The following is a 14535-nucleotide window of genomic DNA, read 5'->3' as shown; positions in this document are numbered from 1 at the left end:
TGAACCTCGACCGGATCGTTGGTTCGCATCTTCCGCGAACCGCGAACCGCGAACCGCGAACCGCGAACCGCGAACCGCGAACCGCGAACCGCGAACCGCGAACCGCGAACCGCGAACCGCGAACCATGGTTCGCACCCCCGACGGAGAATACGATGAGTTCTCACGCGGCCCAGTTCTGAGGCGCGGCTAGCTGACTACGCCAGCGCTGGAGATTGGTGGCATCGCCCGCTTCAGCCTTCGTCATGGCGCGGGTGACGAATTTCTGGATCGTCAGATTGCCGTGCAACGTCTCGAGGATCTGAGTCGCCTGCACGCGTGGTCCCCCTCCCGTGAACCCGATGTCGAAATGGATCACGCGGCGTCTGCTCGGCCCGATCACCAGGCTTTCGCCGCCGCCGCCGTGACCGCCTCCGCGCAAGGCCATGGCGGGCGGATCGATGATAATCAGATTCCAGGTGAATCCATGGCGCGCAATCCAGTGTTTTGCTTCCTTTTCGTCTCTGATGGCAGCGAGAGCCGGCGGAGCGTTCGGCGCGGTCGTCGCAAGGCCGTAGCGAAATCTGTTCCAGGCGGCGAATGTGTTCGAGGTTGGACGCGCCGCGTACATGTCTTTGCTCACTTCGCCGCGATCGATCCATGAGTTCGACGTCGGATCAAACTCGTGCCATTCGATCCTTTCGAGCCATTGAAGTTCAGGACAGTCTATCCCCTCTCCCGATAGCGAGCCGAGCGAGCGCGGCGCAACGCTCAATTGCGCAACATACGCGAATTCGTGTCCGGCTTGGCTCTGGCCCGAGCCGCCGGTAGATTGAATCGTGCCGATCGAGCTGTTCAGGACCATCATCTTGGCTTTCATCATGGCGTCGACATCCGAGGGAGGGAGGTTGAAATCCGCTTCAGGCGCTCGCGGACCGAGATGGCATCGCGATCAACGTGACACGCTCCGGATTGCCGAGCCAGACCGCCAGCGCCGAATAGTTGTCGACGTGCACGCAACGCTTTGCGCGCTCCTCCGCTTCCCGAGCGATCAATGCGAGCCAGTCATCAACGGTATGGACGAGCCGCAGACAACGCTCCATGACCTCATCCGAAACTAGTTGCCACAGCCCGTCGGAGCAAAGCAGGAACACGTCACCGTCATGAATCGAATACGAGGTGCTCACATGGGGCATCGCATCGTCTCTCGTGCCGAGCGCGCGGGATAGCAAATTGGACCGAACGCCATCGTGCTGCAAACCCGCAACGGCAAGTTGCTCGGCGAGGCTGTGATCTCGCGTCCGCTCAATCAAAAGCCCGCGGCGAAACATATACAAACGGCTGTCGCCGACATGTGCCCACCTCGCTGCGCGCCGACGCCGATCGATCAGCAGTGCAACGATCGTCGCAGCCATATCGCGGTGCTCGGCGTCGCATCGTTGCCGAGCGAGAATGGCATCGTTAGCCGCGGTCACAGATGTTTGCAGCGCCTCGTCGGACGCCATCGTTTCGTTGCCGACATTGGCGAGAACGGTGGTCACCGCAAGCCGCGATGCAAGTTCGCCGCCTCGTGTGCCGCCGATGCCGTCGCTGATCACGAAACAAGCGTGATCTTCGCTGCCGGCGACATATCCCACCGCATCCTGATTGGCCGCTCTGTTGCCGGTGTTCGAAAATTGAGCGTGCGTGATCTTCATGCAATCGCACGGATCAAGTGTGGGACCGTCCACGATAATTGGCTACCTGCAAGTCGTAAGCATCGAGAAACGCCTTGCCGAAGACAGAGGCGAAGTCGTCCTCGATTGCACACATCGCATTGCGATGATCGGCTGCAAAGCAGTCCCACATTCGCGCCTTGTAAAGCGGCGGCAGGTAACGCTCGTACCAGCGCGGCGCAGGATTTCGTTTGGACAACCGCTGCGGCGAAAAGCGCGCGAGCAGGTCGGTCAGCGCGGCGCGCATGCCCGACACCATGCCGATCTGATGCGCATGCAGGTCTTGAAATGCGTCGCTTACGGCACTTTGAGGCGACATGAAGCCAGGAAACGGCAGACCCAGCATCTGCTTCAGCACGGCGCCGCCGTCGGGCAGCAGCTTGAGCGGATTATTTTCGCGGTCCAGCAGCATCGTCATGTCGGCCTTCACTTCACGCTTTAGGATATTGCGCGATGAAAGCAACTCGACCGTGCCGTTTGCGAACAGCGCCAGCAACTGGCCGGCGATAAATGACTGCTCGGCGGTCCATTGGCGCGGCTGCCCTGCCATATCGATCCCGGCACCCTCAAAAAAGGCACGCACGAGCGCATCCGATGTTGTCGGTTCGCCGCTGCGCTCGCTTGTCGGCTTGCTTTCGGCGGGCGACGGACAGGTGCCAGGCGAAGGAGGCGTTTCGGAGACCGCAGACTGCAGCCGGATGTGGCTTGCCCAATCGGGCACATGGTTGAACTGCGCCAGCGGCATAGCCTCCCGATAGGGGGATGACGGCAGCGGTGACTTTCGCGTGGGCGCTTCGCCAGGTGCTCCCGGATAGGAACCGATATCGCTTTGCGGCGATTCGAACAGATCGAGCGGGTCGACGGACAACGGCGGCAATGCGCCCGGATCCGGCGCCGCCGCAAGTCGTTCGTCCGATTCGAGCCCGCTTGTTGGGACGCGTGCCTCGTTCTCCATCCGATTTTCAACGGGTCTTTCCAACTGACCGTGCGAGGCGCTGCGAGGCATACCGGCCGCGCACTCGAGATCGGCGCGCAGCACATAAGTCCCGATGCGGATGAGATCGCCCGCCTTGAGAAGCTGGGCCTGCGCATATCTGATTGGAACGCGATTGACTTCGATGGTGGACACGCTGCTCAGATTCTTGAGCGAACAGGCTTCTTCTCCGATTTGCAGCAGCGCTTGCAATCGCGAGATCTGCCGAGTGTCGTCTTGCAGCACCAGATCGTTTTCGCTGGCGCGCCCGATCGTGCCGCCCGGCGGACGAAAGATGACGGTCATATCGGCGCCATGAGCTATGGGTTGACCGGCGTGTTCGATAACAGTCAGTTGCATGTGGTGCGTCGTTCTATCAAGGAAGCATTCAGACGAGGCCATGCTCGCTTACGAAGGCGACTTGTGTCGGCGTTGCGCGGTCTCGAACACTGGACCCCAGATGGGGTGTCCTTTCTCCGCGGGAAGCAGGTCGAAGCGCGGGTTCAGATCGAGGATCTTCACGAACTCGGCGCGGCACAGGGTGATGCGATTCGTTATGCAGTATGTGAACGCGGCGAGCTTGTGCGCGGCGATCTGCGTGTCGGGAGCTGCATCGTCGAGCGCACGCGAACGGGTGAGCAGGGCGATCGTGCGTGAGTAATCTCCCGCGTCGTATGCGGCTTGGGCGGCATCGACCGTGGCGCGCGCATGCGCTTGCTCCGGCGAAACGGTGTGGCAGCCGCCGATTACGCAGAAGAGGAGCGCAAACAAAAAATAAAAAATATAAAAGTAGCAACTTCGGTTTTCGTTTGAAGTTCTCATCGCAAAATGAATGATTTGAATGCGGTGCATGGTAACGCATGGTGATTCTAGTTCGCGATGATGGCATAGGTGGTATGGCTGTTACTTTTTGTTTCAACGTGAGCGTCAATACAGAAAATATGCATTTTATTTAACGGGCGGATAATCGCTTGCGTATTCGAAATTCGGCTTGTATAGTTCACTCCGTTTTTTCGGAGAATCTTGATTATTATGCGCATTGATGCACCCCTCTTTCTCGTTTTTCATCGATTGACTTGGTGAGCCGGCACATAAGGCATTGGTCGGTCTGGTATTGCCCATTCAAGAGCCCTTTCGCAAACGGGACTGCGCTGGCATTGGTCTTCGGGCCGCCGTGGTATGGCCAGAAATCAAGTGATTTGCGAGGGTGGTTGCGTCTTCAAGCGATTAAGCCATTTGATGGATTTGATCTGCTGTTTCGTTGCGCGGTTTTCTTGCGGATTCGGTTCCGGAGAGAGAAATTTTCGGTTTTGTGAATTGTAAGGGCACGAAGATGAGGTGGCTGAATTTCAAGCTGGCTTTAGGTGCGATATGGTGCTTATCGATTTTATCCGGATGCGGTGCGGCCGAGCGCGCGCAGTCGATACCCTATTCGATTACGTTTGACGTCGCGTTCGATGTCAATCAGGGTTCAAACAAAATCCCTTCACCGATCGTTTTGAAGGTGTTTCAGCTCAAGACGGCGTCTTCGTTCGGGCGTGCCGATTTCTTCATGCTGCAAGACAGGCCGGAAAGTGCGCTCGGATCCGACCTGATCGGCGTGGACCGGATGATTCTGCGGCCGGGCGATACGCGCACGCTCCATTCCGCGGGCAGTCCCGATGCTCACGCGATCGGCGTGATAGCCGAGTATCGACTCATCGACAAGACACGCTGGAGGCTTGCGGTACCGCTGTCCTCGACCAGGCACTCGTTCTGGCGCATGTCGCCGCGCGGGATGAAGCTGGCGATTCTGGTCCGGGATGACGGCATTGCATTCGCCAACGATTCGCAGGCAAGCCAATGAACGAACCGCCATTGTCATCAACGCCTTCGTCGGCGTTGCGTCATCGCGTGGTGTGGACTGAGGGAATGTTCCTGCGGCCACAGCATTTTCAGCAATTGGAGCGGCATTGGGAGCACTACGTCCGTTTGCGCTGCCTGCCGCTGCAAGGATTCTTCTGGGGTTTCGACCGTCTGGAAGTGGACCGCGAACTGCTTGCTCTAGGCAAGGTCGCGTTGCTCACCGCATCCGGTGTGATGCGGGATGGCACGCCGTTCGACTTTGCTCACGCGGACGATCGTCCGTCGGCGCTCGATATCCTCGGCGATGCGAAGGATCAACTCGTCACGCTGGCTTTGCCGGTGTGGCGAAGCGGGGGCGAGGAGGTGTCGTTTGCCGAGGATGATGCCGGGCTTGCCCGGCTCGTGGTGCGCGAACACGAGATCGAAGATGTGAACGCCGTCGCTCTCGGGCCTGCATTGATCCAGACCGGGCGTCTGAATGCGCGGCTGATGCTGGAGTCTCAATTGACCGGCGACTGGCACACGCTCGGTGTGATCCGCGTCACGGAACGCCGCGCCGACGGGCAGTTGCTCCTCGACGATACCTACATTCCTCCGCGACTCGTCGCCAGACGAGATCCGATCTTGCTGCGTTACGCGCGGGAAGTGCACGCACTACTCGCCCAACGCAGCGAGGCCCTCGCCGATCGTCTTGCTCAGCCGGGCAGGGGCGGCGTATCGGAAGTGGCCGATTTTCTTTTGCTGCAGTTGGTCAATCGATATCTCGCGCTCACGTGGCACACGCAGCAGGACGTCACCGTGCATCCGGAGGCGCTCTTTTGCGATTGGCTCAAGCTTGCTTGCGACCTCAGCACCTTCACCGCTTCCAACCGGCGGCCCAATGTACTGCCCGTCTATCTGCATGACGATCTGCAGGCCAGCTTTGGCGAGCTGGTTGCCGAATTACGCCGATCGCTGTCCACCGTGCTCGAGCAGAACGCTCTTCAGATCGAGCTGCGTGATGCCGGCAATGGCATGCGGTTAGCGGTGATTGCCGACCCGGCGCTGCGCAACGATGCCGGTTTTGTGCTCGCGGTGCATGCCGACGTGCCGTCGGAAAGCCTGATTTCGCATTTTCCGGCACAGGCGAAGCTCGGCCCTGCCGAGCGCATCCGCGATCTCGTGCAGTTGCAGTTGCCGGGCATCGGGATGCGGCCGATGTCCGTCGCACCGCGCCAGATCCCCTATCACGCCGGTCGCACTTACTTCGAGATCGACAAAGGCGGCGAACTCTGGAAGCAACTCGAACGTTCCGGCGGGCTGGCATTCCATCTGGCCGGCGAATTTCCGGGGCTTTCGATGGAGCTCTGGGCAATACGTGGCTAGCAGCGGGAGACTATGATGAACTCGTCCGATTCGCTTACGCCGGGCATGGGCGACGGCTTGACCGAACCCGACGCTGCCGACCAGGGCAGCGCGCAACCGCCGCTTGTCCACCCGCCAGCCGGCCCGGCCGCGCCGTTGCCGACGAATGGTCCGTGGGCCGCAAGCGGCAGCAATCCGCTCGTTGCCGCAGCCAATCCGCTGCTGAATCTGCTACCCCAGATCCGCTCCACCGTGCACCATCCGAATCCGACCTGGCTGCGTGAGCATCTAGTTGCGGAGATCCGTCAATTCGAAGCGCGCGCGCAAGAGGCGGGCGCGTCTGCCGAGTCGATCGTCGGAGCGCGCTATTGCCTGTGCACCGCGCTAGACGAAGCCGCGGCGCTGACACCGTGGGGCGGCAGCGTCTGGTCTGCCCATAGTCTGCTGGTGCTGTTTCATAACGAAACATGGGGCGGAGAAAAGTTCTTTCAGTTGCTCGACCGGTTGTCGCACAATCCTCGTCAGCATTTGGATCTGCTCGAATTGCTCTACTTTTGTCTCGCCTTGGGTTTCGAAGGACGCTACCGCATCCTAGACAACGGACGCGCGCAGCTGGAGTCGTTGAGGCATCGGCTCGCGCAAACGGTTCGCTCGATGCGCGGCGAGTTCGATTCTGCCTTGTCGCTGCATTGGCGCGATACGGTGACGCGCAGCGTAACTCAGCGCGGCCTCGTGCCGCCGTGGGTTGCCGCCGTCCTTGTGCTGCTGATCGCGTTCGGCATCTTCATTGGTTTGCGCTTGAATCTCGCGAGCCACTCCGACCAACTGTTTGTCGCAATCGATGCCCTGCGCCTGCCGCGCCTGAAACCGACGCAATCAGCGCCGCGTCCTGCGCCCGCGCCGCGCTTGACGACGTTTCTCGAGCCCGAAATCAAAGCGGGGCTGGTGACCGTGCGCGACGAAGCCGATCGCAGTGTGGTCACGCTGCGCGGCGACGGTCTTTTCGAGTCAGGCTCCGTTTCCGTGATCGATCGATATCTGCCGGTTCTGACGCGCATCAGCGATGCGTTGAACGGCGTTGACGGGATTGTCCGCGTGACGGGCTATACCGACGACGTGCCCGTGCATACGGTTCGCTTCGCGTCCAACTGGGACCTGTCCCGCGAGCGGGCGGAAGCTGTCCGCGGCCTGCTGGCCGCGCGGTTTGCGAGACCCGATCGGCTATCGGCCGAGGGACGGGGCGCGATGGATCCGGTGACGCCGAACGATACAGCCGCGAACCGCGCACGCAACCGACGCGTCGAAATTACGCTGAATCTCGCACCCGCAACAGGGGCGGCGCAGTCGGCCGGGGAGGCAAGGTGAGCACGAGCGATCTTCCCGCCCGCCTCGTTCGACCGTTGCAGCGGCGCGAGGCATTGACGTTCGTCGGTGTCTGCGCGCTGTGCATCTTCGTCTGGCTTGCGGGTCCATTACTAGCGTTCGCAAACTATCGCCCGCTCGACAGTGCGGGAGCGCGTGCGCTGACGATTCTCGCACTGTTCGTGATCTGGGCCGCCCATATCGCGTGGCGCAGTTGGCGTGCGAGCCGCCTGAACACACGCCTGCTGAGCAGGTTGAGCGGCAATGCCGACGACGATCCGCCGGCGAGTAGTCCGGTTCAGCCGCAACTGGACGAGCTTCGCGGCCGCTTCGACGAAGCTGTCGCGTTGCTGAAAGAGACCCGCTTTCGCGCGCACGAGCCAGTGCGGGCTGGGTTGTCGAAGTGGTTCGATCAGATGTCTCGTCAGTATCTGTATCAGCTGCCGTGGTACGTCTTCATCGGCGCACCGGGCTCGGGCAAGACGACGGCGCTGGTCAATTCCGGGCTGGGCTTTCCGCTTGCGGAGCAGTTCGGCCGGGCCGCGATTCGTGGCGTGGGCGGCACGCGGCACTGCGACTGGTGGTTCACGAACGACGCTGTCCTGATCGATACGGCCGGTCGTTACACCACGCATGAAAGCAACCGCAAAGAAGATGAGGCCGAGTGGAAAGGCTTCGTTGCGCTCTTGAAAAAATATCGCGCACGCCAGCCGCTCAATGGCGCGATCTTGACGGTCAGCGTGGCCGATTTGCTGGTTGCATCGGAAGTCGAGCGCACGCAGCATGCCATGATCTTGCGCAAGCGCCTGCAGGAATTGCGGGCGCAGCTAGGGATCGAATTTCCGGTGTATCTGCTCGTGACCAAGGCCGATTTGCTGGCCGGGTTCACTGAATATTTTTCCGCTTTCGGTCGTGTCGAACGCGCGCAGGTTTGGGGTTTCACGTTCAAGCTGAGCGAAAGCGCTGCTCCGGGATTCGCCTTGCGCGCCGCGTTCGATCAGGAGTACGAACGATTGCATCGACGTCTCAATGACGCGCTGCCCGAATTGCTGGCGGCCCAGAGCGACGCGCGCCATCGCGAGCTGGCGTATCTGTTGCCGCAGCAGTTTGCCGATATGCAGGATCTGCTAGGGCAGTTCGTGTCCGAAGTGTTTTCGGTGTCGAGCTTCGAGCCCATGCCGGCGTTGCGAGGCGTGTACCTGACCAGCGGGACTCAGGAAGGCACTGCGTTCGACCGCGTGATGAGCGGCATCAAGCGCTATCTGAAAATTGAAGGCGTGCCGGCGGTCGCGCAGGCTGGCGCGACCGGGCGCAGTTTCTTTCTGCATGCGTTGCTTCAAGAGCACATCTTTGGCGAAGCTTCGCTCGCCGGCAGCAATCTGCGCTGGCTGAGACGAAAGCATGCGATTCGCGTTGCGGGTCATGTATTGCTCGCTGTGGCGTTCGTCGTGGTTCTGGCCGCATGGGTGCGCAGCTATGAACGCAACCGGGGCTACCTGGACGCGGTCGCGGCTCGTCTGCTCGGCGTCCAGGCACAGATCGACCGTGCGAAACCTGGCGACGGGACCAATATCGCACAATTGCTACCGCTGCTGAATGCATTGCGCGAGTTGCCCGAGGCGCAAGGGCTGGATCTTGCTCACCCGCCACTCGGGTCCCGTTGGGGACTGTTTCAAGGCGAGAAAATCGCCGATTCAACCGACAGCGCATATCGGCGCGCACTTGACGATGTTTTGCTTCCAGCAATCGCGCGTCAGATGGAAACGGCGTTGCGCGATGCGCCGCCGGAGGACAACGAGTATGCGTACGCCGCGCTGAAAGCCTACTTGATGCTCTACGACGGCGCCCACTACGACCCCGCCTTCGTGCAAGCGGTAGCAGACCTCGAAATGGAGCGATCGCTTTCCGCTTCGCTGCTGCCCGAGCGGCGTGCCGAACTGCGCGCACATCTGGCCTCGCTGTTTGGCGAGCGCATCGCGGCATCGCCATTTCCGATGAACGAGCGGCTCGTTACGAGCGTGCGCGAGCGTTTGCGCCAGATTCCGTTTGCTCAGCGCCTCTATGGCGGGCTCGTGCGCACGCTGCGTGCCAGCAGCGCCGCATACGATTTCAATGTCGCGCAAGCGGTCGGCCCCGATGCCTCGTTCGTGTTTCGGCGCGAGAGCGGCAAAAGCCTTCGCGACGGCGTTCCTGGTCTTTACACGCGCGAGGGCTACCGGACGGTATTCTGCCCGCGTCTTCCCGATGCAGTGAATGCATATGGTAGTGAGGAGGTCTGGGTGCTCAATCTCGGGGCGTCAGAGGTCCCGACCGCAGCGGATGCCGCGGCGTGGGTAAGCAATATCCGCCAACTCTTTCTGAACGATTTCATTAGGATCTGGGACGGGTATCTGGCCGACGTCCGGCTGCAGCGCAGTACGACACTGCAGCAAAGCGTTCAGATCGCACGTGTGTTGTCCTCGCAAGACTCGCCCTTGACCCGATTGAGCCGTGCGCTTGCCAGTGAAACGTGGCTCGGCGACATGTCGTCCAGCGACGCCCGGCGCGGCAAGGAGGCACGTGCGCAGGACAAGATCGACGAAGCGCGAGGCGAACTGGCGCAGATTTTCTCGAAGGGGTCCGATGGCGATTCGCGCGTGGCGGCCGAGCCCTCGAACCCGGAGTCGATCGTCGATCGGCATTTTGCGGGCTTGAGAGCGCTCGCTCCGGCGTCCGACGAGAAGACAGAGCAGGCGGGAACACCGCTGGACGCCGCGCTCAAGACGATTGACGCGTTGTACGCGTACCTCACCGCGACCGACGATGCGTTGCGCGGCGGCGCGTCCCCGGCGCAATCGGATGTTCCTGACCGGCTGCGTGCCGAAGCGGGCCGCATGCCGACGCCATTTCGCGAAATGCTGGTCGATGTGTCGAATGTCGCCACCGGCAACATCGCCGGCGTCGAGCAGCGCGATGCCGCCCGGCGAGCTGGCGCCGACATCGGTGAATTCTGTCGCCAGGCCATTGCGGGACGCTACCCGTTCGCACGCGGTTTGGCGCGCGATGTCGCGCCCGCGGACTTCGCGCAGTTGTTCGCGCCGGGCGGCACGATGGACGCGTTCTTTCAGAAGAACTTGGCGGGGCTCGTCGATACCGCTTCGCGACCGTGGCGTTTCATCAACCGGACCGATGACGCGTCGGCCTCGCCGTTACTCGCATCGTTCGAAAAGGCGGCAGCGATCCGGGATGCATACTTTGCGGGCGGCGTGCACACGGCGCAATTGAAAATCGAGATCAAACCGCTCGAGCTGGACCCGTCGGTTTCGGAGATGACGCTCGATGTCGACGGGCAGATCCTTCGCTATGCCCATGGCCCGTTGACCGCGACGGCAGTGCAGTGGCCCGGCACGCGCGGTAGTGGCCAGGTGAGACTGCAGATGCAGGACGAGACGGGCGCGACGCATGGCTTTACCACGGAAGGGCCGTGGGCGCTGCACCGATTGTTCGATCACGCGGCGATATCGCCTGGTCAGGGTCCTGAGCAGATGGTGGCGACCTTCGCTATCGACGGAAAACACGTGGCGCTGCAGGTCACTGCAGGCAGTGTGCGCAATCCGCTGCGGCTGCCACAGATGGAGTCGTTTGCATGCCCCACGAAATCATGACGAACGCGGCGCAATTTAATGACCCGGACAGCTCGCTTGCGTGGTACGGAAAAGTACCGGGTGCCGGAGATTTCGTCAGCGGCGGACTAACGCACGCGCTGGCCGATTGGTGGTCGCACTGGATGCAGCAGGGCTTGGCTGCGATGCACGAGCGCGGCCGCGACGAGTTCGAGCGTCATTACGCCATGGCACCAATCTGGAGTTTTCTGATTCCAGCCGGTGCCGGTGCTGCCTGCATTCAGGCGGGCTGTTTAGGGCCGAGCTTCGATCGAGTGGGACGTCGCTACCCGCTCGTCGTGACGTTGCCGATTCGCACCGCCGGCTACTGGCGTGGGCTGCCCGACATGGCGCATGCGTTCTACCAGCAGACCGGCGAGGCGTTGCTCGAGGCGATTCGCAGTGGATATGCGCCCGCACAACTGGAGCGGGTGCTCGCGCAGGTCGCCTTGCTTTCGTGCGACTTCAGCGACACCTCGGGTTGCGCAGCTTCGAACGGTGCGCCGGGCGAACCGCTGACCACCGGAAATGCCGAGTGGCCCGGGCTTTCGCAGTACTTCGATCCGCATGGCGCGACGAGCTTCTGGTGGACCCACCGTGCAGGCGGCACGGCGCCGCGCGCTCATTCGCATACCGGCGTGCCGGACAGCCGGCTGTTCGTTAAATTGTTCGGCGCCGAGCGTGGAGCATGAACCCCGGGTGTTAGTAACGTCGCGTGCCGTGCATGGACGCGTGTGAGGATGGCATGGGCACCGTGAGCATAAGGAAGATTGGCGAATGACTGATCGGTTTTCGAGAGATGTGGGGCGTGACGCGACTGCGGGCGGTGAAGTGGCCGACGACGATGTGCGGCCGCTGCCGGTCGGTCATCTGCTTGGCGACTTGCAGATTGAAGAGATCGTGGGTATCGGCGGCTTCGGGATCGTCTATCGGGCCTTCGATCGCACGTTACGGCGCGTGGTGGCCGTTAAGGAGTACATGCCGTCGCTGCTTGCCATTCGCGGCGGCGACTTCACCGTGTCGTTGCGCGCCGAACGCTTCGCTCAGGCTTTCGGTGCGGGGCGCTCGGCCTTCTTGAACGAGGCGCGACTGCTTGCGCAGTTCGAGCATCCCGGCCTCATCAAGGTCCTGCATTTCTGGGAGCGTCATGGCACCGCCTACATGGTGACGCCGTTTTACGAAGGTAGAACGCTCAAGCAGCTCGCGGACGGACGCGGGCGGATGGGCGAGGCGCAGTTGTGCAGCATCTTGATCGCCTTGCTGAGCGCGCTCGACGAGCTTCATCGCGCACAGTGCTATCACCGTGATATTTCGCTCGACAACATTTTGATCCGGCCGGACGGAAGCCCTGTCTTGCTTGACTTTGGCGCAGCGCGCAAGCAGATCGGCGATCTTGTCGACGATGGCGCCATGATGCTCAAGCCTGGCTACGCACCGATCGAGCAGTACACCGACGATCCCGCTTTCGGCCAGGGTCCGTGGACCGATCTTTATGCGCTTGGTGCGGTCATGCACGCAATGGTGACTGGCGAGCTGCCTCCGGCGGCCGTCGTGCGCAGCATCAAGGATAGCTATCGGCCGCTGGCCACAAGCATATTTCCTGACCATGACCGGTACAGCCCTGCTTTTCTGTCGGCGATCGACCACGCGCTGCAGTTGCGCATAGCCGATCGTCCTCAATCGGCCGCAGAGTTCGCGGCCGAGCTGGGCATCGCCGAATTCGAGTCAGCAGCACTTACGCCAACCGAGCAGGGCAGTCGTGCTGATCTCCCCGATGCACCGGTGGAAGCTGAACCCGTAGCCGAAGCCGCGGCTGCTGCGAATGCGACGGCAGAGCAGGCGTCCGAACCTCCAGCGATTGCGAGCGAGAGCAGCGAGCCGGGCGGTCATTCGACACCGCAGCCACGGCGATGGAGGGTGCGTCGATCGCATCTTTACTCAGGCTGTGTGCTTTTGGCTGCGCTGCTGATTGCCACCGGCGTCGTGCATTGGCGCAAGCCTGCCGGACATTCGGCAGCGTCGACATCGATAAGCGCGAACGTCCCTCGTTCCAATCAGGTGAGCGCCGCGCCGCCGAACGCGGCGGCCGCATCCGTGCCTCTGCCGCGCGAGGTTACGCAAGCCGCGGTTCAGGTGGCGAGTGCCACGTCGCCAGCGGCCGCTTCCGCCAGCGCTGCATTGGGCACGAACCTCGCTCCGGCAGGCAGCCTCGACACATCGGAGGCGGTCGTCGCCGGGCCGGCGTCGGGACTCGCCGCACAAGCGGCGGCGGCGTCGAATGCCGCTCCCGCGCGGTATGACCCGAGCGTCGCTGCTACCGTCCCCGTACGTTTCCGTATCCAGCCCTGGGGCGACATCGTCGTGAACGGCGTCAGGCGCGGCGCGAGTCCGCCGATCAAGATGCTGGCCCTGCCGCCCGGAACGTATCAGATCGAGATTCGCAATGGCACTTTCCCGCCGCTGCAGCGCACGCTGAAGATCGAACCCGGCGGTAAACCCGTGAGCATCGACTATGCATTCGGATAGGCCGCGTACGCGTGGCGGAAGGCATCGTGTTCTCCGTTCGTGCAGATCAGTCCAGTCATTGGAGTAGCCGTGCTTCGTTCGAACTTCACCGATTCGTTGCTCGCCGGTATCGTGCCGGAGGAGCCCTGCGGCCCAAACCTGGAGTATCAGGCGGATTATCTTTTGCTCATGCAGAGTGCGAAGCGAAAGCCCGAGCAGCAGTACGGCGACGTCGTGATTCCTGCGCAAGAGCCAGATTGGCCGGCCGTCGAGCGTCTTGCGCTCGGGCTATGCGAACGCACGAAAGACCTGCGCGTTGTCGCGCATCTGGTGCGCAGCTGGATCGAACTGCACGGCATTGCCGGTTATGCCGACGGCCTGAGATTGCTCGCTGGGTTAATCGATTCGTGGTGGGACGATCTGCACCCGCGACTGGACAGCGACGGCGAGTACGATCCGGCACCTCGGATGAACGCATTGGCCGAAGTGGCGGGCGCGCATGAATGCGCTCGTGCCGTGCGCTATCAGCCAATGCTTGAAAACGGCTTGAGCGTTCGCGAGGCTGAACGCGTGCTGAACGGATGCGATGGAGAGCAAGCCGAATATTCGGGAGGGTTGGATCGCCTGAAGGCCGATTTGCAACGAGCGCGAGACGAAAGCGAGCCTCTTTTCCTTGCCGCGCTCGCCACGCTGGATGCGCTCGACGCGATCCGCGAGTGCGTGACTGCCAGACTGGGTGTCGAATGGATACCCGATGCGAGCGAATTCGAAAAGACGTTACGGCACATCGCCCGAGAGGTGCTCACGCGTTCGGCTGCGCAAGAGGCTGAAGCGTCGCGGGCGACGACCGCTCACGCCTCGCCGCCTGGCGATTCGGACCGAGGCGTCGGCGGCGGTGCCCTTGTCGGCATCACCTGGCGAGAGGTCGAACTTGCAAGCCGCGACGACGTCAGGATGGCTCTGGAGAAGGTATGTCGATACTTCGAGCACTACGAGCCGAGCCACCCCGCACCCATTCTGTTGCGGCGTGCGCATCGTCTGCTGTCGCTCGACTTTTTGGAAATCATCCGGGATCTCGCTCCCGAGAGTCTGCCTCAGATCGAGCTGCTGAGCGGACAACGAAGCGGGTAATGCGGCGTGACAGCGTCGCCTGTTCAATAGCGCAATCGAGGA

General features: G+C 61.9%; 11 protein-coding genes. 7 read left to right on the top strand and 4 right to left on the bottom strand.

The window, feature by feature from the left end; genetic code table 11:
• Nucleotides 1-161: 161 nt before the first annotated feature.
• The 4 genes from ACSQ20_RS20965 to ACSQ20_RS20950 are packed head-to-tail and all read right to left on the bottom strand — an operon-like array spanning nucleotide 162 to nucleotide 3487.
• A complete protein-coding gene (locus tag ACSQ20_RS20965; RefSeq protein ID WP_436023846.1) occupies nucleotides 162-860 on the bottom strand; it encodes a hypothetical protein in 699 nt (232 codons plus the stop codon).
• Between the two features lie 37 nt (nucleotides 861-897).
• On the bottom strand, nucleotides 898-1674 hold the full coding sequence (locus ACSQ20_RS20960; protein ID WP_436023844.1) for a PP2C family protein-serine/threonine phosphatase: 777 nt from the start codon (nucleotides 1672-1674) through the stop codon (nucleotides 898-900).
• Between the two features lie 13 nt (nucleotides 1675-1687).
• On the bottom strand, nucleotides 1688-3025 hold the full coding sequence (tagH, locus tag ACSQ20_RS20955; RefSeq protein WP_436023841.1) for a type VI secretion system-associated FHA domain protein TagH: 1338 nt from the start codon (nucleotides 3023-3025) through the stop codon (nucleotides 1688-1690).
• Nucleotides 3026-3073: 48 nt separating this feature from the next.
• A complete protein-coding gene (locus ACSQ20_RS20950) occupies nucleotides 3074-3487 on the bottom strand; it encodes a TssQ family T6SS-associated lipoprotein (protein WP_436023839.1) in 414 nt (137 codons plus the stop codon).
• 511 nt (nucleotides 3488-3998) lie between these two features.
• On the opposite strand from ACSQ20_RS20950, the gene tssJ reads away from it, so the two are divergent.
• From tssJ to tssA, 7 genes are all read left to right on the top strand, one after another.
• Nucleotides 3999-4511 (top strand): type VI secretion system lipoprotein TssJ, encoded by a 513-nt coding sequence (gene tssJ / locus ACSQ20_RS20945; protein ID WP_436023837.1) that lies wholly within the window; start codon nucleotides 3999-4001, stop codon nucleotides 4509-4511.
• A complete protein-coding gene (gene tssK, locus ACSQ20_RS20940; RefSeq protein ID WP_436023835.1) occupies nucleotides 4508-5875 on the top strand; it encodes a type VI secretion system baseplate subunit TssK in 1368 nt (455 codons plus the stop codon). The genes tssJ and tssK overlap by 4 nt, the downstream gene beginning before the upstream one ends.
• 12 nt (nucleotides 5876-5887) lie before the next feature.
• Nucleotides 5888-7219: a DotU family type VI secretion system protein gene (locus ACSQ20_RS20935; RefSeq protein ID WP_436023833.1), complete on the top strand. Its 1332-nt coding sequence runs from the start codon at nucleotides 5888-5890 to the stop codon at nucleotides 7217-7219.
• Nucleotides 7216-10860 carry a type VI secretion system membrane subunit TssM gene (gene tssM, locus ACSQ20_RS20930; protein WP_436023831.1) on the top strand — a complete coding sequence of 1215 codons (3645 nt, stop codon included), beginning with the start codon at nucleotides 7216-7218 and terminating at the stop codon, nucleotides 10858-10860. Before ACSQ20_RS20935 ends, tssM begins: the two co-directional genes overlap by 4 nt.
• Nucleotides 10842-11549, top strand: coding sequence for a type VI secretion system-associated protein TagF (gene tagF, locus ACSQ20_RS20925; protein WP_436023829.1), 708 nt, complete (start codon nucleotides 10842-10844; stop codon nucleotides 11547-11549). Before tssM ends, tagF begins: the two co-directional genes overlap by 19 nt.
• Before the next feature lie 85 nt (nucleotides 11550-11634).
• A complete protein-coding gene (locus ACSQ20_RS20920) occupies nucleotides 11635-13383 on the top strand; it encodes a serine/threonine protein kinase (protein WP_436023827.1) in 1749 nt (582 codons plus the stop codon).
• Between the two features lie 69 nt (nucleotides 13384-13452).
• The gene (gene tssA, locus ACSQ20_RS20915) at nucleotides 13453-14493 is read left to right on the top strand and encodes a type VI secretion system protein TssA (RefSeq protein ID WP_436023825.1); all 1041 of its coding nucleotides are present in this window, start codon (nucleotides 13453-13455) and stop codon (nucleotides 14491-14493) included.
• The last annotated feature ends 42 nt before the right edge of the window (nucleotides 14494-14535 follow it).

Origin of the sequence: Trinickia sp. LjRoot230, from assembly GCF_964253315.1 — a bacterium.
GTDB lineage: Bacteria > Pseudomonadota > Gammaproteobacteria > Burkholderiales > Burkholderiaceae > Trinickia.
The sequence above is the reverse complement of the archived record's forward strand: the minus strand, read 5'-3'. Positions and strand labels throughout refer to the sequence as shown.